The following is a 21,210-nucleotide window of genomic DNA, read 5'->3' on the forward strand; positions in this document are numbered from 1 at the left end:
AACCGCCCCTCCCGGCTCTCTCCGCTCCCCCGGTCCGGCCGGCCCGGGCCCGCAGGGTACGGTCGCCTCCCATGTCATCACTTCACGCACCGGAGCCGGGCCCCGCGAGGGATCTGCGGGTGGGTGACGTCGTCAGGATCTCGTGCCCGTTCACCGAGGCCCTGGTCACGGAAGGGGCGCGGCCGGACGGGGAGGTCGCCCTGCGGTGGCCCTGGTGGTCGGCCGACCCGGACTGCTCGTGGTTCCGCTGGGACGGTTCGGTGGTCGTCGACGGCGGGACGGGGCCGGACTCGGGGGACGGGGGGCTGTTCCGCACCGATCCGGCGCCCCGGTCGCTCGCCACGGGTGACCCGTGCCGCGTCGGCATCCCGCCGACCCTCGTCCATGTCATCGACATCGCCCATTACGACCCGCCCCAGGAGACCGGCCGGCTGCCGCGCCCCGCCCGGCTGGTGGTCGTCCTGCCCGCGGGCCGCTCGTACGACCCCCGTCTGGAGGAGCAGGGGGAGAGTTTCGACCCCGACGACGACATCCCGCTCGTCCTCGAACCGGTCCTGCGCCCGTACGCCTTCCTGGAGCCCGGCGACGAGGTCGCCGACGACACCGGCCGGGCCTGGCGCTTCGACGGGCCGTGGGACTGGTGCCCCTTCGACGGCGCCGGGCCCCGCGAACCCGTCTGGCCCCTCGTCCTGCTCGCCCGCCGCTCCTGCGCCGACGCGGCGGAGGCGGGGGCCGCCGTCGCCGGGGCGACCCGTACCGGCTCACACCGCGAGGAAGTCGCCCGCTGGCGTGCCGTCGCACGGGCGGAACCTCCCGTCTTCGCGGGGTCGTGAGGCGTGGCGCGAAGTCGCCGGGCCCGCCGCCCTTCCGCCCGCCCCGTGATCCGCCCGCCCGGACCCGGCCGTGGCCGTATTCCTCTCCCCGGTCCGCTCGGTACGGGGCCGTCGTCGCCCGGCGGCCGGGGGCACGGAGGCCGCGCGCGTCGTTTCCCCGTCCGGTCGCACGCACCGCTTCCCGTCCGGCCGCGCGGGGGAGCCGCCGGAGGGGCTGTGACTCTTCGCGCGGGAGGCCGGGGAACGGTCCGGGCCGCCGCCGGGCACTGAATGGCCGAATACAGCTCATGGCACGCGGGCCCGGGCCCGTATCTATGGGGCGATTTCGAGCCGCTCGGCCATCGAGGCCCCGGGAGGGCACGGGGGCCGACCTCGGCGAACCGGGCGGGGGCACGGGCCGGACGGCCCCGGGCCGCGTACCGGACCGGGCGGTGGGCGGGCGAGGTAACCGGAGCGCGCGCCGCCGGTGGCGGGCGCCTCCGCGGCACGGTACGGCCGGACCGTGCGCCGTCGACCGCGGGCGCTTCCGGGGCGGGGTGCCACCGGGCCGGGCAGTCGACATCGCGCGGCCACACTCCGTGAGACCTCCAGCCCTCCGGGTTGCTGTGATCTTCGACACATCACCCTTTTCACGCCGCTCGAACACGCGTCATACACGTGTCATGCCCATGACTTGCAGGTGACGGCCGGTACGCGCCCGCGCGAGGAAGTCCGGATTGCCGCGCCTCGGGGTCTTTGCGGTTCACACCCGCTTAACGCGCGTAGACATCGGCGGCCGGACGGAGCAACGCGACCTGTTGACCTCGCAGAGGCCCCACCAGTTAACTACCGCAGATCACGCCCAACAGCCCCTCGAATCAGGAGACTTCATGTCGATGCCGTTATCCGGCGCGCCCTCCGTGCCGTCGGCGCCGGACCTGGTCATCGCGGTGAATCCACTCCACCGCCCCTCCCCCCGACTGACCGCGGCGGCGGTCCGGGCAGGCGCACTCGGCGTGCTGGAGCTGCCCACGGGGGACGCGCGCGGGGCCGGGGAGTTACTGGCCCGTACGGACCGCTGGACCCGGGCACCGTTCGGCGTGCGGCTCCGCCCCGGCTGCGTACTGCCGAACGGCGACACCGCCGACTCGCTGCCCGAGGGCGCGGGCACCGTCCTGCTGGCCGATTCCGCCCGCCGCCCCGCCGACTTCCCCGGCCGCCGGGTCCTGGTGGAGGTCACCGACCTGGCCGGGGCCCACGAGGCGGCCCGGGCCGGTGCGCACGGCCTGGTGGTACGCGGCCACGAGGGCGGCGGCCGGGTCGGTGAACTGAGCACGTTCATCCTCCTGCAGCAGGTCCTGGCCGACGAGGCGCTGGGGCTCCCCGTGTGGGCCTGCGGGGGCATCGGGCCGCACAGCGCGGCGGCGGCCGTCGCGGGGGGCGCGGCCGGGGTGGTGCTCGACACGCAGCTGGCGCTGTTCGACGAGGCCGAGCTGCCCGCCGGGATCGCGGACGCCCTGCGCGGGCTCGACGGTTCGGAGACCGTGGTGCACCACGGCCGGCGCGTGCTGCGCCGCCGGGGCCCCGGGGCTCCCCGACTCCCCGACGATCCGGACGAGTTCGCCTCCCGCATCGGCTCGGACGATCTGCGCACCCAGTTCCTGCCGGTCGGGCAGGACGTCTACCTGGCCGGGTCGTTCGCCGGACGGTACGCCCATGTGTCCCGGGCGCTGCGGGCGGTCCGCGACGCCGTGACCGGGGCGCTGGCCGACGACTCCGCCGGCGCCGCGCTGCTCGCGGACTCGCCCGGTGCCCGGACGCTCGGCACGGCCCTGCCCGTCGCCCAGGGCCCGATGACCCGGGTCAGCGACCAGCCGGCGTTCGCGGCGGCCGTGGCGGCACGGGGCGGACTTCCGTTCCTGGCACTGGCGTTGGCGGGACCCGAGCGCACCCGCGCCATGCTGGAGGAGACCCGCTCCCTGCTCGGGGACGCCGCCTGGGGCGTCGGCATCCTGGGCTTCGCGGACGACGCCGTGAAGGACGCCCAGCTGGAAGTGGTCCGCGAGCTGCGGCCCTCGCACGCGATCATCGCGGGCGGCAGGCCCGCGCAGGCCGCCGCCCTGGAGGCCGAGGGCATCACGACCTTCCTGCACGTGCCGTCGCCGGGGCTGCTGCGGCAGTTCCTGACGGCCGGGGCGCGCCGGTTCATCTTCGAGGGCTCGGAGTGCGGCGGCCATGTGGGCCCGCGCGGCAGCTTCCCGCTGTGGCAGGCCCAGACCGAGGTGCTGCTCGACTTCCTGGCCGAGTCCAACGGGCGGGGCGCGGGGGAGCTGACCGTGCTCTTCGCGGGCGGCATCCACGACGAGCGGTCGGCGGCGATGGCGGCGGCCCTGGCCGCCCCGCTGACCCGGGCCGGGGTGGGCTTCGGCGTGCTGATGGGCACGGCGTACCTGTTCACCGAGGAGGCCGTGACCGCCGGGGCGATCCAGCCGCTGTACCAGCGCCAGGTGATCGCCGCGGACCGCACCGACCTGCTGGAGACGGCCCCCGGACACGCCACCCGCTGCGCGCACTCCGCGATCACCCGCGACTTCGCGGCCCTCAGGGACGGGCTGCGCGAGCAGGGGGTGCCCGACCGGGAGGCATGGGAGCAGCTGGAGCGGTTCAACGTGGGCCGGCTGCGGCTGGCGTCCAAGGGCATCGAGCGGGTCGGCGACGAGCTGCTGACGGTGAACGAGGACCGCCAGGCGCACGAGGGCATGTTCATGGCCGGCGAGGTGGTGGTGCTGCGGCACGGCACGACCGACGTGGCGGCCCTGCACTCCTCGGTGACCGAGGGCGCGAACCGTCTGCTGCGGGAGCGCTCCACCGGCCCCGAGGCACCCGCCGAGGAACCCGCGCCGCTGCGGATCGCGGTGATCGGCATGGCCGGCATGTTCCCGGGGGCGGCCGATCTGACCGAGTTCTGGGCCAACGTCCTGTCCGGCGAGGACTGCGTGTCGGAGGTCCCGGCGGACCGCTGGGACCCGGAGCTGTACTACGCGCCGGACGGCGACGGCGAGCGCACCCCGTCCCGCTGGGGCGGCTTCCTGCCCGAGATCCCCTTCGACCCGCTGGTGTACGGCATTCCGCCGGCCTCGCTCGCCAGCATCGAACCGGTGCAGCTGCTGGCGCTGGAGGCGGCCCGCCGGACGTTGGTGGACGCCGGGTACGACGCGCCGGGCACCGACCACCGGCGCACCTCGGTGATCTTCGGGGCGGAGGCGGGCAGCGACCTGTCCAACGCGACGACGCTGCGCACGGTGCTGCCCGCGTACACCGGGAGCGTCCCGGCCGGTCTCGACGAGCAGTTGCCGAGGCTGACCGAGGACTCCTTCCCGGGCATGCTGGCCAACGTCATCGCGGGCCGCATCGCCAACCGGCTCGACCTGGGCGGCGCCAACTACACGGTGGACGCGGCCTGCGCCTCCTCGCTGACCGCGGTGGACGCGGCCTGCAAGGAGCTGGTCACCGGCACCAGCGACCTGGTGCTGTGCGGCGGCGCCGACCTGCACAACGGCATCAACGACTTCCTGCTGTTCTCCTCGGTGCACGCGCTCTCCCCCTCGGGCCGCTCGGCCACCTTCGACAGCTCCGCCGACGGCATCGCGCTCGGCGAGGGCGTGGGCTGCGTGGCGCTGAAGCGGCTCGCCGACGCGGAGCGCGACGGCGACCGGATCTACGCCGTCATCGACGGGGTGGGCAGCGCGAGCGACGGCCGGGCGCTGGGGCTGACCGCGCCCCGCCCCGAGGGCCAGCGCGCGGCGCTGGAGCGGGCGTACGCGGGTGCGGGCGTCTCCCCCGCCGAGGTCGGCCTCATCGAGGCGCACGGCACCGGCACCGTCGTCGGCGACCGTACCGAACTCGCCACGCTCACCGAGTACTTCTCCGAGTCCGGTGCGCTGCCCGGCAGTTGTGCGGTCGGTTCGGTCAAGTCGCAGATCGGGCACACCAAGTGCGCGGCGGGCATGGCCGGTCTGATCAAGACGGCGCTCGCCCTCCACCACGGGATCAAGCCGCCGACCCTGCACGTGCGGGAGCCCAACCCGGCCTGGGAGAAGGGGTCGAGCCCGTTCGTCTTCCACACCGAGGCCGGCCCGTGGCCGGTGGAGCCGGCCCGGCGGATCGCCGGGGTCAGCGCCTTCGGTTTCGGCGGCACCAACTTCCACGTGGTGCTGCGCGCCCACGAGCAGGCACCGGCGCCCCACACTCTGGACGGCTGGCCCGCCGAGCTGTTCGTGTTCCGCGGCAGGGACGAGGAGGCCGCCGCCCGTTCCGTACGGCGCCTGCTCGACCTGCTGGAGCGGGGCGGGACCTGGCGGCTGCGGGACTACGCCCGGCACGCCGCGCTCCGCGCCGACCGGGCCGCGCTGGACGGGGAGGCCGTCCGGTACGCGGTGGTGGCCGACTCGCTCGACGCGCTGCCCGGCCTGCTGGAGCGGGCCGTCCGCGGTGAACACGCCCCCGACGACGGCGTGTTCGTCGCGGCGCGGGAGCAGGAGGGCCTGTACGGGGACGCGGAGGCCGCCCCCGCCGAGGCGCTGGCGTTCCTCTTCCCCGGCCAGGGCAGCCAGCGGCCGGGCATGCTGGCGGACCTCTTCGTCGCCTTCCCCGAGCTGCACCACTACCTCCACCTCGGTGCCGAGTGGGCCGAGGCGCTCCACCCGCCCACCGCCTTCGACGCGGACACGAAGGCCGGGCAGCTGGCCCGGATCACCGACACGGCCGTGGCGCAGCCCGCGCTCGGCATCGTGGAGCTGGCCGCGGCCGATCTGCTCGGCAGCCTGGGGGTGCGGCCCGCGATGGCGGCGGGGCACAGCTACGGCGAGCTGGCGGCGCTGGGCGCCGCCGGGGTGTTCGCGCCGGAGGACCTGCTGGCGGCGAGTGCCGCGCGCGCCACGGCGATCCTCGGCGCGGTCGACGGCGGTGACCCGGGGTCGATGGCGGCCGTGAACGCTTCCGCGGAGCAGATCGAGGAGGTGCTGCGGCTGGCCGGTCTGCACGGCGAGGTCGTCACGGCCAACCACAACTCGCCGCGGCAGACCGCCATCTCGGGCCCGACCGGGTCGGTGGAAGCGGCCTGTGCCGCGTTGCGGGACGCCGGCCGCTCGGCCAAGAAGCTCCAGGTGGCCTGTGCCTTCCACAGTCCGGTGCTGTCGGGCGCGGGTGACGCCTTCGCCGGGCACCTGGCACGGGTCGCGCTGCATCCGCCCGCCTTCGACGTGTGGGCGAACCGCACCGCCGCGCGCTATCCGACCGCGCCCGGGGACATCCGTGCGGCGCTGGCGGGGCAGATCGAGGCCCCGGTGCGGTTCACCGAACAGATCGAGGCCATGTACGAGGCGGGGGCCAGGGTCTTCGCCGAGGTCGGCCCCGGCCGGATGATGTCGCGGCTGGTGGACACCATCCTCAAGGGCCGGCCGCACCGCACCGTGCCGGTGGCCGCCGACCACCGGGGCGGCCTGCGCGGGCTGCTCGACGCCCTGGCCCGGCTCGCGGCCCTCGGCGTCGACGTGCGCCTCGCCCGGCTCGTCCAGGGCCGTGACACCGTCGATCCCGCCACCGCCACCGCGCCGCGGGCCGCGGGCTGGACGGTCGACGGCCACCTGCTGCGCCGCGCCGACGGCACCATCCCGTCGGGCGCCCTCCATCCCCCCACCCAGATATCGGAGTCGGTCGTGTCGGAGCACCTCCACAACAACGGTTCCCTGTCCGGCCCCGACGCCCTGATCGCGGAGTTCCTCCGCAGCAGCCGGGACATGGTCGCCGCCCAGCGCGACGTGCTGCTGCGCTACCTGGGCGGGCCCGACACCGGTCACCCGGCGCCTTCGGTGCCGAGCGCCCCGGTGTACGCGCAGACCGTGGCGTACGAGCCGCCGCAGCTCGCCCCGGCGCTCCCGGCTCCCGCCGCCCCCTCCGCTCCCGGGGCCGCGGCGCCCGCGCCCGCCACCGACCGGGAGAGCGTGCTCGACACCGTCCTCGGGGTCGTCGCGGACCGCACCGGCTACCCGGTCGACATGATCGAGCCCGAGCTCGACCTGGAGGCCGACCTCAGCGTCGACTCCATCAAGCGCGCCGAGATAGCGGGCGAACTGGCCACCCGGCTCGGGCTGCCCACCGACACCCCCGACGGGCTCGACCGCCTCAGCGCCGCCCGTACCGCCGCCGCCCTCACCGGTCTCCTCGTCGAGGCGCTCGGTGACGGCGCGCCGGAGCCCGGGGCCGGGACGGCGGCCTCCGCGCCGGCTTCCGCGCCGGTCGTGGCCGAGGCCGTCGAGCCGGAGATCATCGCCCCGGTGCGGCTGGAGTTCACCGAGGAGGCGCTGCCCGGGGTGACCGCCACGATCCCGGCCGGGAGCCGGGTGCTGCTGCTCGGCGGCGGTGCGGCGGCCGAGGCACTGGCGGACCGGCTGCGGGCCGCGGGCGCCGAACCGGTGGTCCGTGACGACGTGCCCGACGAGGTCCCCGGCACCGTGTACTGCCTGGGCACCCTGGACGCCGACACCCCGCCGCTGCCCGACGCCCTGCCGCTGTTCCAGAAGCTGCTCGCGGCGGCCCCCGCCCGGCTGGTCGCGGTGGAGCGGCGCGCCGTGGGCGCGGCCAGCGGTCTGCGCGGCTTCTTCCGTACGGTCTCCCGCGAGTACCCCGAGTGCGCCGCGACCCTGCTGGAGGTGGAGGAGGGTGCCGACGCCGGGGCCGTCGCCGATGCCCTGTTCGTCGAGGCCGCGGCCACGGACCGGGAGCCGGTCGTGCTCACCGACGGAACGGTCCGGCGCGCGCTGCGGCTGACCCCGACCGGTCTGGGCGCGCTCGCCGAGACCGGCGCGGGCCCCGCCGGGGACGGCGTGGCGGAGGCGGAGGCCGTCGGTCTCGACCGGGAGGCCGTGGTGCTGCTGGTGGGCGGCGCGCGCGGCATCACCGCCCGGTTCGCCCGGACGCTGGCCGCCACCAGCCGTTGCCGGCTGGTCCTCATGGGCCGCACTCCGGTGCCGTCGGAGGCCGAGGACCCGGCGACTGCGTCCGCACAGGGCCGCGACGCGTTGCGCCGCGCGCTGCTGGCGACGGGGCTGACGCAGCCCGCCGAGATCGAGCGCAGGCTGAACTCCCTGCTGGCGGCCCGTGAGGTGCGCGACACGCTGCGGGAGTTGCGGGAGCTGGGCAGCGAGGCCCGGTACCACTGCGTGGACGTGCTGGACACCGAGGCCGTCAGCACCACGGTGAAGGAGGTGCACCGGGAGTACGGGCGGCTGGACGGGGTCGTCCACGCGGCCGGTGTCATCGAGGACAAGCTGATCGCGGAGAAGACCGCCGTCTCCTTCGACCGGGTCTTCTCCACCAAGGTCCAGGGGGCCAGGGCCGTGCTGGACGCGGTGGACTCGCTGCCCTCCGGGCCCCGTTTCGCGGTGCTCTTCGGCAGCATCGCGGCGGCCCTGGGCAACCGCGGCCAGTGCGACTACGCCGCGGCCAACGACGCCCTGGAGGAGCTGGGCCGCCGGTGGACCAGGCCCGGCCGGCGCGGGTTCACCGTGCACTGGGGGCCCTGGGCGGCGGCGGAGACCGGCGGCGGCATGGTGACCCCCGAGCTGATGCGTTCGTACGCGGCCCGCGGGATCAAGCTGATCGACCCGGAGGAGGGCCCGCTGAGCCTGCTGCGGGAACTGGCCTGGGGCCTGCCGGAGACGCACGCCACGGTCTACACCGCCTCGGGCTGGTGACGGGCGTGGACGCCCGCACACCGGTCGCCATCGTCGGCATGGACGCCTTCTTCCCGGGCGCCACCGACCTGGACGCCTACTGGCGCAACATCGTCGACGGGGTGGACGCCGTCACCCGGGTGCCGGACGACGGCTGGGACGCCGGTTTCTACGCGCCGGGTGCCACGGACGGGGACCGTCGCAGCGACCGGATCTACTGCCGGCGCGGCGGGTTCGTGGACCGGACGGCCGAGTTCGACGTGGCCCGGTTCGGGATCATGCCGTCGTCGGTGGCGGGCACCGAGCCGGACCAGCTGATCGCGCTGGAGGTGGCGCACCGTTCGCTCCAGGACGCGGGGGGCACCGATGTGCTGCCGTCCGCGCGGGAGCGGGCCGGGATCGTGCTGGGCCGCGGCGGCTATCTGACGCCCGGGCTGGTCCGCCTGGACCAACGGGTGCGCACCGCCCACCAGTTGGTCCGGACGCTGGGCGAGCTGGCCCCGCAGCTCGGCGCCGACCAGCTGGAGCGGGTGCGGGCGGCGTTCACCGAGCAGCTCGGCCCCGAGCAGCCGGAGTCCGCGATCGGGCTGGTGCCGAACCTGGTGGCCTCCCGGGTCGCCAACCGGCTCGATCTGCGCGGCCCGGCGTACACGGTCGACGCGGCGTGCGCGTCCTCGCTGATCGCGGTCGACCACGCGGTGCGCGAACTGGCCTCCGGGCGCTGCGACCTGATGCTGGCGGGCGGGGTGCACCACTGCCACGACATCACGTTGTGGAGCGTCTTCAACCAGCTCGGGGCGCTCTCCCCCTCCGAACGGATCCGTCCCTTCCACCGGGGCGCGGACGGGGTGCTGATCGGCGAGGGCACCGGTGTGGTCGTCCTGAAGCGGCTCGCCGACGCCGAGCGGGACGGGGACCGGATCTACGCCGTGGTCACCGGCACCGGGGTGGCGGGCGACGGCCGTTCGGCCAGTCTGCTCGCCCCGGACCCGGGCGGTCAGGTCCGGGCGGTGCGCCAGGCGTGGCAGGCCGCCGGGCTCGACCCGAGGGCCGCCGGTTCGATCGGTCTGCTGGAGGCGCACGGCACCGCGACCCCGGCCGGGGACAAGGCCGAACTCACCACGCTCGCCGAGGTGTTCGGCCCTTCCGCGGAGGGCGATCGGGCGGTCATCGGCTCGGTGAAATCGATGATCGGACACACGATGCCCGCCGCCGGGATCGCCGGTCTGATCAAGGCGGCGCTGGCGGTGCACCACGGGGTGCTGCCTCCGACGCTGCACTGCGAGGAGCCGCATCCGGCGCTCGCGGACACCCGGTTCGCCCCGTTGGCGAAGGCCCGTCCCTGGCAGGACCCGGCGGGCGGTGCGCCGCGCCGGGCGGGGGTGAACGCGTTCGGCTTCGGCGGCATCAACGCCCATGTGGTGCTGGAACAGCCGGCTGCGGCCGCGCCCCGGGCGGCGGGCCGGGTGACGGTGAGCGAGCCGGAGCGGGTGCTGCGGCTGGCCGCCGACACGGTCGACGAACTGGCCGGGCTGCTGACCGCCGACGACTCCTCGGTCCTGGCCGCGGGCCGGGACGAGCGGGTCCCGGGCGGCGGGCCGGTGCGACTGGGCATCGTCGACCCGACCGGGCGCAGGCTGAAGCTGGCCCGCCGGGCCGTGGCCAAGGGCGTGCCCTGGCGGGGCCGTACCGACGTGTGGTTCACACCGCGTCCGGTACTGGGGGCGGCCGGTGGCCGGACCGTGTTCGTCTTTCCCGGCCTGGAGGCCGAGTTCACCCCGCGCGTCGAGGAGCTGGCCTCTCGTTTCGGGCTGCCCTGGACCCCGGGCTCCGACGCGCGCGTCGGTGACGTGGGCCGGCACGGCACCGCCGTCTTCCAGTTGGGCCGGTTGCTGGACACCGCGCTGCGCCGGGTGGGCGTGGTCCCGGACGCCGTCGCGGGGCACAGCGTGGGCGAGTGGACGGCGATGGCCTGCGGCGGCATCCACGCGGCCGACGAGGTCGACGCGTTCCTCTCCGCCTTCGACCCGGACGCGCTGCGCGTGCCGGGCGTCGCCTTCGGGGTGCTGGGCACGTCCGCGCAGCGGGTGCTGGAGGAGCTCGGGGACCGCGAGGACGTGGTGCTCTCGCACGACAACGCGCCGCAGCAGTCGATGATCTGCGGCCCCGAGGAGGCGGTGGCCGAGCTCGTGCACCGCTTCCGCTCCCGGGGCGTCATCTGCCAGGTGCTGCCCTTCCGTTCCGGTTTCCACACCCCGCTGCTCGCGCCGTACCTGGGGCCGATCCGCGCGGCCGCCGAACGCTACTCGCTGCACCCGCAGACCACCCCGGTCTGGTCCGCGACGACCGCCGCGCCCTTCCCGGCCGGGGCGGACGCGGTGCGCGAGCTGTTCGTGCGCCACCTGCTGGAGCCCGTCCGCTTCCGGCAGACGGTACTCGCGCTGCACGAGGCCGGGTTCCGGGCCTTCGTGCAGCTCGGCGCGGGCCAGCTCGGCTCGCTCATCGACGACACCCTGGCCGGGCAGGACCGGCTGGTCGTCTCCGCGCACTCCTCGTCGCACGACAGCCTGGCGCAGTTGCGCCGGGTGGTGACCGCGCTGTGGACGGAGGGCGCCGCCCCCGACGTCACCCCGTTGCTCGCTCCCGGCCCGGCCGGGGCCGGTGCCCCGGGGGCGGCGCGCACCGCGCGCACCGGCCGTCCGGGGGTCCGGCTGGACCTCGGCGGGGCGCTGGTGTCGCTGCCCGCGCGGGAGCACGGCCTGCTCGCCCGGACCTCCGGGGCCGGTGCCGGTGTCGGCGCGCCGGTTCCCGGTACGGCGGGTGATCCGCTGAGCGCCGAACTGTCCGCGCTGCTCGACGACACGGCGTCGGTGGCCAGGGAGCTCATCGGTGCCCGCGCGCTCGCCCGCCGCGCCCCCGCGCCCCGGCCGGGGCGCGGGGTGCCGGTCCGGCGTCCGGCGGGCCCCCCGCCGTCCGCCGGTGTCCCGGCGCGCCCTGCTCCCCCGGCGCGTCCGGACGGGTCGGAACGGATGCTGCGGGTGGACGTGGCCGAGATGCCCTATCTGCTGGACCACTGCTTCTTCCGGCAGCGTCCCGGCTGGCCCGACGAGGGGGACCGCTGGCCCGTGGTGCCCGCCACCACGGTCATCACCCACCTCATGGAGTTCGCCGAACGGGCCCGCCCCGGGACGCGCGCGGTCGCCGTCCACGACGTGCGACTGCTGAAGTGGATCGCCGCGATCCCCTCGGTGCGGGTGCCGGTGGAAGTGCGGGACGTGACCCCGGACCGGGTGGAGGTCGCCCTGACCGGCTACTCCCGGGCGGTCGTCGAGCTGGCTCCGCGGTACGCCGCCGCCCCGGCGGTGTGGCCCACCGACCCGGCCGCGGAGCGGCGGCCCGAGCTGCGCGCGGAGCAGCTGTACACGGACCGGTGGATGTTCCACGGCCCCCGCTTCCAGGGGGTGAGCGAACTGACGGCCGAGGCCGACCACTACGTACGAGGGGTGCTGACCACCCCCGAGGCGCCCGGCGCGCTGCTGGACAACGTGGGGCAGCTGCTCGGCTACTGGATCATGTCGAAGCTCGACGAGCGCACCACGGTCTTCCCCGTGGCCATGGAGCGGATCCGCTTCTTCGGCCCCCATCCCGCCCCCGGCACCCGGCTGGTCTGCGCCATCCGCATCACCGATGTGAACGCGTCGACGCTGACCGCCGACATGCAGCTCAGTCACGAGGGCCGGGTGTGGGCGGAGTTCACCGGGTGGCAGGACCGGCGCTTCGACAACGACGCGACGATGCGCGCGGTCGACCGCTTCCCCGGCCGCAACACCCTCTCCGAGCCGCGCCCCGGCGGCTGGCTGTCGGTCCACGAGCGCTGGCCCGACCTGGCCACCCGCGAGCTGGTGATGCGCAACGTGCTGGGCGGCGCGGAACGCGAGGTGTACGAGGGGCTGAAGCCCATGGTCCGCCGCCGCTGGCTGCTCGGCCGGATCGCCGCCAAGGACGCGGTGCGCACCCTGTTGTGGCAGGAGGGCCGCGGCGACATCTACCCGGCGGAGCTGGCCGTGCACAACGACGCGTCCGGCCGGCCGCTGGTCCGCGGGGTGCACGGGTGCGAGCTGGGCGAGGGGCTGGTCGTGTCGCTCGCGCACTGCCGGGACATCGGTGTGGCCGTCGCCCGCCGGGGACCCTGCGGGATCGACGTCGAGGAGGTCGTCGACCGCCCGCGGGGCACCGTGACGGCCTCCTGCGACCCGGCGGAACTGGCCCTTCTCGACGGGCTGGTGGCGACGGACGGGGAGGGCGGGGCGGTCTGGTTCACCCGGTTCTGGACGGCCAAGGAAGCGGTCTCCAAACGGCTCGGGACCGGGCTGCGGGGCCGCCCCGCCGACTTCCGGGTGGTGTCCGCGACCCCCGAACGGCTGGAGGTCGTGACCGGGGGCGTGACCTACGAGGTGAAGAGCACCGAATTGACCGGCGGTGCACGGGAGCCGGACGGGCGGCGATACGTCGTCGCCTGGACGGCGGACGACAGGACGACAGGAGTCCAGAATGAGCACTGAAGCAATCGGGCGGCCCACCACGGCCACCCTTCCGGGGGACGAACTGTGGGAGAGGACCTTCGCCGACATCGCGGGCATGCTCCGCGACCTGTTGGCCGAGGAGGGGCTGGACGACGTCGGGATCGACCGGGGGACCACGTTCCACGGCGACCTCGAACTGGAGAGCATCGACCTGGTCACGCTCGCCGGTTCGCTGCGCGAGCACTACGGCGAGAAGGTCAACGTGGCCCTGTTCGTCGCCGATCTGGAGCTCGACGAGATCATCGCCCTGACGGTGGGACAGCTCGTCGACTACGTGACGGAATCGCTGCGGGCCGCTCCGTGAACCGGTCCGCTCCGTGAGCCGGGGTGCTCCGTGAGTCGGGGCGCCTCCCCTCCGTGCGAGCGCCCCGCCGAACCCCCCGCTCGACCGTCCCCGTGGCAGGCCCACCCCCCGGCGCCCGCCACCACCCACGAAAGGGTCCGACCCCCCATGTCCAAGATCCGTACCGGCGAGATCACCACACACGTGCAGCGGTTACCGGCCGCGACCGTGCCCGCCCACGGCGGTGAGCCCCAGGTCGTCGTCTTCGTCCACGGGCTGCTCACCGACAGCCTGGCCAGTTACTACTTCACGCTCGGCCCCGCCTTCGCCGCCGCCGGGCACGACGTCGTCATGTACGACCTGCGCGGCCACGGGCGCAGCGACCGGCCGCGCACCGGCTACCGGCTGGAGGCGTTCGTCGACGACCTGGCGGCACTGCTGGACGGCCTGGAGATCCCCGGCCGGGTGCACCTGGTCGGCAACTCCTTCGGCGGGACGATCGCCGCCGGCTTCGCCGCCTGGTACCCGGACCGGGTGGCCACCATCACCATGATCGAGTCCGAGCCGCCGGTCGCCCTGTGGAACGAGCACATGGCGGCGGGGCTCGCGGACGCCAAGACGCACCTGGTGCTGGAGGAGTCCATCAGCTGGATCGCCGCCAACCACGGCGCGCACACCGCCCGGTTGTCCCGCAACGCCGGCCGGATCCTGAGGACGACGACGCTCGCCGAGGACGTGCCGCTGAGCCGGACCATCGACGACGACCTGTCCGCGCTGACCTGCCCGCTGCTCGCCGTCTTCGGCGACGAGTCGGGGCTCGGTGCCCAGGCACCGGACCTGGAGAAGCGGGTGGCCGGCTGCCGCACGGTGATCCTGCCGGAGCAGGGCCACTCGGTCCTGGTCGAGCAGCCCGCCGTCACCCGCGATCTCATCCTGGAGTGGATCGCCGAGCACACCCCCGCGGGAGCGTTGCGGTGACGCGTTTCCTGCTGGTCGTACCGCCGCTGGTCGGTCACACCAACCCGCTGGTCGGGGTGGCCGACGAGCTGGCCGGGCGCGGGCACGACGTCGCCTGGTGCGGGAACGCCGGACAGCTCGAACGGCTCGTGGGCGGGGGCGCGCGGATCTACGACTGTCCGATGCCGCGCGACGAGCACATGGTCCGGCCCCCGAAACTGACCGGCCCGGCCGCGTTCCGCTTCCTGTGGGAGAACTTCTTCGTCCCCCTCGCCGACGCCATGGCGCCCGGTGTCGACGCCGCCGTCGAGGACTTCCGGCCCGATCTCGTCCTCACCGACCAGCACACGCTGGCCGGCTCGCTGACCGCGGAGCGGCGGGGCGTCGTGCACGTCACCTCGGCCAGCACCTCGGCCGAACTCGTCGACCCGCTCGCCGCGTTCCCGAAGATCGGTGCGTGGCTGCGGGAGCTGATGGACGGGCTGCGCCACCGCATCGGGGACCCCGGCGCCGAGGGCGACCCGCGGTTCTCCCCGTACGGGGTGGTGGCCTTCACCGGGCGCGAGCTGCTCGGTGACGCGCCGCTGCCGCACGACCGGGTCCGGCTGGTCGGCCCGGTCATCGCGCCGCGCCCCGGCGACGGCGACTTCCCCTGGGAGGCGCTGGACGGGGACCGCGAACTGGTGCTGGTCTCGCTGGGCACCGCCAACACCGACGCCGGGGGCCGTTTCCTGAGGGAGGCGGTCGCCGCCCTGGACTCGCTCCGCGACCGGGTCCAGGGCGTGGTCGTCGACCCCGGGGGCCTGTTGGAGGACGTCCCGGACGGCATCCTCGTACGGGAGTACGTGCCACAGCTCGACCTGCTGGCACGGGCGTCCGCGGTGGTGTCGCACGGCGGACACAACACCGTCTGCGAATCGCTGTGGCACGGGCTTCCGCTGGTCCTGGCGCCGATCCGGGACGACCAGCCGATCGTCACCGAGCAGGTCGTCGCGGCGGGCGCCGGGGTCCGGGTCCGCTTCGGACGGGTCGACGCGGCCCGGCTGCGGACGGCGCTGGAGACCGTGCTGGACGACACCGGGGGGCACCGCACCGCGGCCCGTGCCATCGGCCGCTCCCTGCGGGCGGCCGGCGGCCGGCGGGCCGCGGCCGACCTCGTGGAACGCGTCGCGGCCGGCACACCCGTACGCGGCTAGGACCTTTCGGCCGGACCGGCCCGGAAGCGCCGTCCGGTGCGTACGCCCGCGGGGCGGCGGGCCGTACCGGACGCGTCCCGCGCCCCGAGAAGCACGCACGAACCGCCCCGAGCACGCACGGACCGCACGGAGCACCACCGGGCCGACGGCCCGCCCCGCTCTCCTTCCTCGATGGGTTTCCCATGACACACCCCGTACGGGACGAGGCTCCCGCCACCGCCCCGGCCCCGCCCGGCACCGACCCCGCGGTGTCGCCGCTGCGGATCCTGCTGCGCTACGCCCGTCCGCACCGCGCGGTGCTCGGCGCCACCCTGCTGATGGTGCTCGCCGCCAGCGCCTCCGGGCTCGTCCAGCCCCTGGTCGCCCAGCACGTCCTGGACGGGCTGGGCGAGAGGCGCGGCGTGCTGGGTCCGGTGGTGCTGCTCGCCGCGCTGGTCGTCCTCGGCGCCGCGCTCACCGGGCTCCAGTCCTGGTGGCAGCAGCGCACCTCCGAACGCGTGGTCCGGCAGATCCGCACCGAACTGGTGCACCGTCTGATCCGGTTGCGGGTGCCCGAGCTGGAGCACCGCTCGCCCGGCGACCTGATCGCGCGCGTCACCTCCGACAGCGTCCTGGTGCAGAACGCCGCCACCGAGGGCATGGTGATGGTCGCCAACGGCGTCCTGAGCATCCTGGGCGCCGTCGTCCTGATGGGCGTGGTGCATCCGGGTCTGCTGGGGGTGACCGCCGCCGTCATGGTGGCCGTGGCCGTGGTGATGGGGCTGATCCTGCCGCACATCCGGAAGGCGGTGGCGCGGGCGCAGGAGTCGGTCGGGGCGATCGGGGCGACCCTCGACCGCACGCTGGGCGCGTACCGCACCGTCAAGGCCAACGGCGCCGAGGGCCGGGAGACCCTGCGCGCCGAGGCCGCCGTCGAGGAGGCCTACCGCGCCGGGCTGACCGGGGCGCGCTACGTGGCCTGGGTGAAGGTGCTGTCCGGGGTGTCCATCCAGGCGGCGTTCCTCGCCGTGCTCGGAGTCGGGGGCGCCCTGGTGGCCTCCGGCAGCCTCACGGTCTCCGCCCTGATCGCCTTCCTGCTGTACGTGTTCTACCTGGCCAGTCCGATCGGCTCGCTGGTCGGGGGGCTCAGCACGCTCCAGCAGGGGCTGGGCGCGATCGGCCGCATCGAGCAGGTGCGCCACATGCCCGCCGAGGACGACGTGGACGTGCCGCCCGCCGACGCTCCGGCGGAGGGCGGCGCTCCCCCGGTCGAGTTCGACGACGTCCGGTTCTCCTACCCGGGCCGCGGACCCGCGCTGCGCGGCATCTCCTGCACGGTGCCCGGGGGCACCCGGACCGCGCTGGTGGGTCTGTCGGGGGCGGGCAAGACCACCCTGTTCGCGCTGCTCCAGCGCTTCCACGAGCTCGATTCCGGCGCCATCCGGATCGACGGCGTGGACATCGCGACGCTGCCGCGCGCCGAGGTGCGCCGCCGCATCGCGTACGTGGAGCAGGAGTCGCCCGTGATGGCCGGCACCGTCGAGGACAACCTGCGGTACGCGGCACAGGACGTGACCGCCGAGGACATCGCCGAGGTACTGCGGCTGACCCGGCTCGACTCGCTGATCGCCCGGCTGCCCGAGGGGCTGCGCACCGAGGTCGGCAACCGCGGCGTCACGCTGTCCGGCGGGGAGCGCCAGCGCCTGGCCATCGCGCGTGCTCTGCTGCGCCGCCCGGAGGTGCTGCTGCTCGACGAGGCCACGGCACAGCTCGACGCGAACAACGAGCGCGCCCTGCGGGACGCCGTCGACCAGGCCGCGCGGCGCTGCACGGTGATCCTGATCGCGCACCGGCTCTCCACGGTCACGGAGGCGGATCAGATCGTGGTGCTCGAACACGGGCTGGTGCGGGCCTGCGGCCGTCACACCGAGCTGGTCGCCTCCGACGGTCTGTACCGCGAGCTGGCGGCCAGTCAGATGCTGGTGCCGGAGGTGGAGGACCCGTCGTCCCTCGCGGCTCCGGACGCCGTCGGCCCCGGCGGACCCTCGCCCGCCGGGGCGGAACGGAGCGGCCCCACCGGCTGAACGATCTTTTGCGGGGCGCCACTCCGGATGTTTCCCGGGCCGAATGCTTCCCGGGCCGGGACGAGGGCGCCCGGCCTTCCGGCCGAACGCCCTCGTCCTCGCGCTTGCCCGACAGCGGAGTCAGGAATTCCTTTCCCTTTTTCGTGGGCGCGGAATTCCCCATGCCCTTTCGGGGTCTCCGTCCGGGAAAATTACGGCCGGATGATTCAGCCGGTAATGCCGTTGAGCTGGGCGAGATATCCGTCGCGGTGGCCGGCCGCATTCGGGTGGTAGGACTCGTTGAGCTTGCTCCACTCCAGGCTCGTGACCCATTCCGAGCCGCCCGAGCAGATGGTGTGGGGGTCGAACGCGGCCCGCGGGTCGAGGTAGGTGAGTCCGGCGGCGGAGGCGGCCGCCGACTGCACCCCGGCCAGGGTGTCGGCCGCCGAGTTGAGCGCCGTGCGCTCCTTGTCGCTCAGCCCGAAGATGCCGCAGTTTCCGCCGATGGTGTAGAGGCGCGGGTAGCCCACGGCGACGATCCGGGCCTGGGGGGCGCGGGTCCGGATCGCGGAGTAGACCTGCTGGAGCCGGCCCGGAAGGTACCCGGTCGCGGCGGCCTTGGCGGCCTCGACGCCCTTGATGCAGTCCTTGTCGTCGATGGTGAGGATGCAGTTCTTCAGCACCTCGACGAAGCCGACGTCGTTGCCGCCGATCTGGACGGTCACCAGGGTGGTGTCCGCCGTCACCTTGGGCACCTGGTTGGCCAGCAGCTCCGTGGTGGTGTCACCGGAGCAGGCCGCCTCGACGAAGGAGTAGTTCGGGTGCTGGGCCGCCCACAGCCGGGTGTACGACAGCGGCCCCCGGCGGCACGCGTCGTCGGGGTTGTCGTACGTCCGCGTGCCGACACCCACGGTGTAGGAGTCGCCGAGCGCCACGTACTTGCCGTCCGCGGCGTGCGCCGGGGTGGCTAATGTCAGGCCGAGCAATAAGGCCGAAGCCATACCGAGAAAGATCTTCAAGGTTCTCATGGAGCCCTCTCCGATGAACGAAATTACCGACCCCAATGAAATACCATTGATGAATGCGGCGGAACACCCGCTGCTCGAAAAAATTCGAAACTCCCGATGACGTCCGCCCAAAAAGCACCGACCACCGGAAGAAACAGATGAAAGCGGACCAAGTGGGGTCAGGAGATACGGAGAAGACCGCCGCCCAGAAATGCACAACAAAGGCAAAAACGGTGCGGGGAACACCGCACCGGGAGATACCGCGTACGGGAAAGTCCGTCGCGGGGACGACCCCGGCACGGGGCGGGCCCCGGGTCGGCGGGCGGCGGACTCCGGCGGGGGCGGGCAGATGGTGTCATCCGGACCGGGCGGTGCATGTCGCCCGGTCCCGGTCCGTTCCGGCGGCGGGTCGTCGGCGGTAGTCGCCGGGCGGTACGCCCAGGACGCGTTCGAAGGCGATGCCGAGCGCACTCCCGGAGCCGTAGCCGACGGAGTGGGCGATGGCGGCGAGCGCGGCGTCGTCCTTCCGCAGCCGCTGGGCGGCGAGTTCGATGCGCCAGCGGGCGAGGTACTCCAGGGGGCCCCTGCCCGACGGCGGACTTGAGCGCGCGGCGCGGGTCGTCCGGGGCAGCGAGGAGCGGCCCGGGAGCGCGGGGCAAGAGGCGAGGGGCACAGGACGAGGGGGCGCCGGGTCGGCGCGGAGCGTACGCCGAATATCTCCCCTTGCATTTAGTCCGCGCATGCAAGTATTGTCTCTGCATGTAAGGCGCGCTTGCATCTGATGCGGGCCCGCACAATCGGTGGACCGCCCTCCCCCACGGCACCCCGGCTCCCCGGAGCCGGATCCGGCCGGGCATCCACCCCCACCCCCCGCAAAGGCACTTCCCATGTCGCTCAAGAACATCCTTCCCGGCCGTCTCGGCTTCGGCACGGCCCCGCTCGGCAACATGTTCCGCGCGATCCCCGACGCCGAGGCCCGCGCCACCGTCGAGGCCGCCTGGAACCACGGCATCCGCTACTACGACACCGCCCCCTTCTACGGCGCCGGCCTGGCCGAGACCCGCCTCGGCCAGGTCCTCGCCGGCAAGCCCCGCGACGAATACGTGCTCTCCACCAAGGTCGGCCGCGTCATCCTCGACGAGCACGAGACGGACGTCCCCGACTTCGGCGAGAAGGGCGGCCTGTTCGAGCACGGCAACCCGAACAGGATCGTCCACGAGTGGACCGCCGAGGCCACCGAACGCTCCATCGAGGACAGCCTCAAGCGTCTGGGCACCGACCGGCTCGACGTCGTCTGGGTCCACGACATCGCTCAGGACTTCCACGGCGACGCGTGGCTGCAGAAGTTCGAGGAGGCCCGCACCGGCGCCTTCCGCGTCCTGTCCCGGCTGCGCGACGAGGGCGTCATCCAGGCATGGGGCCTCGGCGTCAACAAGACCGAGCCCGTCGAGCTGACCCTCGCCCTCGACGAGCCGCGGCCCGACGGCTTCCTCCTCGCGGGCCGCTACACCCTCCTCGACCACGAGCACGCCCTCCAGCGCCTGCTTCCCATGGCCCAGGAGCAGGGCGTCGACATGGTCGTCGGCGGCCCCTACAGCTCCGGCATCCTCGCCGGCGGCACCCACTTCGAGTACCAGCAGGCCCCGGCCGAGATCGTCGAGCGCGTCGGGAAGCTGAAGGCCCTGGCCGAGCGGCACGGTGTGAGCATCAAGGCCGCCGCCCTGCAGTTCTCCCTCGCCCACCCGGCCACCGCCGCCGTCATCCCCGGCGCCACCCGGCCCGGCCGCATCGCCGAGGACACCGCCGCCCTCGCCGAGGCCGTCCCCGCCGCGTTCTGGACCGAGCTCCGCGCCGCCGGCCTGGTCAGCCCGGCCGCCCCGCTCCCGAACAACGCCTGACCCCCACGACTCCCCTCCCCCACACCCCCCACGGACTCCACCCCTCAGGAGAGAAGATCATGGCCTCCACCTCCGTCTCCCGCGTCGTCCCCGCCTCCCCCCAGCAGGTCTGGAACCTCATCGGCGGCTTCGACTCCCTCCCCGGCTGGCTTCCCTACATCCCCGAGAGCACCGCTCTCGAAGGCGGCCGGGTCCGGCGCCTGACCAACCCGGACGGCGATGTCATCATCGAGCGCCTGGTCGCCTTCGACGAGGCGGAGCGCCACTACAGCTACGCCATCCTCCAGGCGCCGTTCCCGGTCACCGGTTACGTCTCCACCCTCCGCGTCCACGCGGTCGCCGGCCGGGACGACGTCGCCGAGGTCCAGTGGTCCGGCCGCTTCACCCCCGACGGCGTCACCGACGCCGAGGCCGAGGACCTGTTCGCGGGCATCTACCGCGACGGCCTGGCCGCCCTCCATCAGGCCCTGGCCTCCTGACCTGTCGCCGGCCCCGGCCTCCCGGCCCGGAAGCCGCACCGAATCGCACGGCCCGGACACGCCCCACGCGTGCCCGGGCCGCGGTGCACCCGGCCCACCGCCGGTCCGGGGCAGCGGCCCCGGCCGACGGCCCCGCCCCTCCTGAGTCGGCGAACCTGCCCTCCGGCTCGATGTTCTCCGGGTTCGTGCCGTCGGGGGCGTTCCCCGCCGGCTCTTCCGA

General features: G+C 74.5%; 11 protein-coding genes. 9 read left to right on the forward strand and 2 right to left on the reverse strand.

From position 1 onward, the window contains the following. Positions 1-119 precede the first annotated feature (119 nt). The 7 genes from ACFYW1_RS25860 to ACFYW1_RS25890 all read left to right on the forward strand — a co-directional run bounded on the left by ACFYW1_RS25860 (position 120) and on the right by ACFYW1_RS25890 (position 17,627). The gene (locus tag ACFYW1_RS25860; protein WP_388997759.1) at positions 120-833 is read left to right on the forward strand and encodes a hypothetical protein; all 714 of its coding nucleotides are present in this window, start codon (positions 120-122) and stop codon (positions 831-833) included. 869 nt (positions 834-1,702) lie between these two features. Beyond that, the gene (locus ACFYW1_RS25865) at positions 1,703-8,566 is read left to right on the forward strand and encodes an SDR family NAD(P)-dependent oxidoreductase (protein WP_388997761.1); all 6,864 of its coding nucleotides are present in this window, start codon (positions 1,703-1,705) and stop codon (positions 8,564-8,566) included. Continuing rightward, positions 8,563-13,107, forward strand: a complete 4,545-nt coding sequence (locus ACFYW1_RS25870; protein WP_388997764.1) for a beta-ketoacyl synthase N-terminal-like domain-containing protein — start codon at positions 8,563-8,565, stop codon at positions 13,105-13,107. The genes ACFYW1_RS25865 and ACFYW1_RS25870 overlap by 4 nt, the downstream gene beginning before the upstream one ends. Next, complete coding sequence (locus ACFYW1_RS25875) at positions 13,097-13,432, forward strand: acyl carrier protein (RefSeq protein ID WP_388997767.1); 336 nt, start codon at positions 13,097-13,099, stop codon at positions 13,430-13,432. The genes ACFYW1_RS25870 and ACFYW1_RS25875 overlap by 11 nt, the downstream gene beginning before the upstream one ends. A gap of 147 nt (positions 13,433-13,579) precedes the next feature. Then, complete coding sequence (locus ACFYW1_RS25880) at positions 13,580-14,389, forward strand: alpha/beta fold hydrolase (RefSeq protein WP_388997770.1); 810 nt, start codon at positions 13,580-13,582, stop codon at positions 14,387-14,389. Continuing rightward, a complete protein-coding gene (locus tag ACFYW1_RS25885) occupies positions 14,386-15,564 on the forward strand; it encodes a glycosyltransferase (RefSeq protein ID WP_388997773.1) in 1,179 nt (392 codons plus the stop codon). The genes ACFYW1_RS25880 and ACFYW1_RS25885 overlap by 4 nt, the downstream gene beginning before the upstream one ends. Before the next feature lie 182 nt (positions 15,565-15,746). Further along, positions 15,747-17,627: an ABC transporter ATP-binding protein gene (locus tag ACFYW1_RS25890; protein WP_388997776.1), complete on the forward strand. Its 1,881-nt coding sequence runs from the start codon at positions 15,747-15,749 to the stop codon at positions 17,625-17,627. A gap of 206 nt (positions 17,628-17,833) precedes the next feature. Here ACFYW1_RS25890 and ACFYW1_RS25895 read toward each other — a convergent pair whose 3' ends face one another. Beyond that, complete coding sequence (locus ACFYW1_RS25895; protein WP_388997780.1) at positions 17,834-18,607, reverse strand: SGNH/GDSL hydrolase family protein; 774 nt, start codon at positions 18,605-18,607, stop codon at positions 17,834-17,836. Between the two features lie 361 nt (positions 18,608-18,968). Then, positions 18,969-19,286: a helix-turn-helix domain-containing protein gene (locus tag ACFYW1_RS25900; protein ID WP_388997783.1), complete on the reverse strand. Its 318-nt coding sequence runs from the start codon at positions 19,284-19,286 to the stop codon at positions 18,969-18,971. Positions 19,287-19,500: 214 nt separating this feature from the next. Between ACFYW1_RS25900 and ACFYW1_RS25905 the strand changes: the two genes are divergently transcribed. Then, positions 19,501-20,511: an aldo/keto reductase gene (locus ACFYW1_RS25905; protein ID WP_388997786.1), complete on the forward strand. Its 1,011-nt coding sequence runs from the start codon at positions 19,501-19,503 to the stop codon at positions 20,509-20,511. Between the two features lie 59 nt (positions 20,512-20,570). Then, positions 20,571-20,990, forward strand: a complete 420-nt coding sequence (locus tag ACFYW1_RS25910; RefSeq protein WP_388997789.1) for an SRPBCC family protein — start codon at positions 20,571-20,573, stop codon at positions 20,988-20,990. Positions 20,991-21,210: the final 220 nt, after the last annotated feature.

Source organism: Streptomyces sp. NPDC002669 (genome assembly GCF_042889165.1).
Lineage (GTDB): Bacteria > Actinomycetota > Actinomycetes > Streptomycetales > Streptomycetaceae > Streptomyces.

Bases quoted from the DNA above. Each gene is read 5' to 3' on its own strand.
- ACFYW1_RS25865 (WP_388997761.1), top strand. From the start codon at position 1,703: ATGTCGATGCCGTTATCCGGCGCGCCCTCCGTGCCGTCGGCGCCGGAC.
- ACFYW1_RS25875 (WP_388997767.1), top strand. From the start codon at position 13,097: ATGAGCACTGAAGCAATCGGGCGGCCCACCACGGCCACCCTTCCGGGG.
- ACFYW1_RS25880 (WP_388997770.1), top strand. From the start codon at position 13,580: ATGTCCAAGATCCGTACCGGCGAGATCACCACACACGTGCAGCGGTTA.
- ACFYW1_RS25890 (WP_388997776.1), top strand. From the start codon at position 15,747: ATGACACACCCCGTACGGGACGAGGCTCCCGCCACCGCCCCGGCCCCG.
- ACFYW1_RS25895 (WP_388997780.1), bottom strand. From the start codon at position 18,607: ATGGCTTCGGCCTTATTGCTCGGCCTGACATTAGCCACCCCGGCGCAC.
- ACFYW1_RS25905 (WP_388997786.1), top strand. From the start codon at position 19,501: ATGTCGCTCAAGAACATCCTTCCCGGCCGTCTCGGCTTCGGCACGGCC.
- ACFYW1_RS25910 (WP_388997789.1), top strand. From the start codon at position 20,571: ATGGCCTCCACCTCCGTCTCCCGCGTCGTCCCCGCCTCCCCCCAGCAG.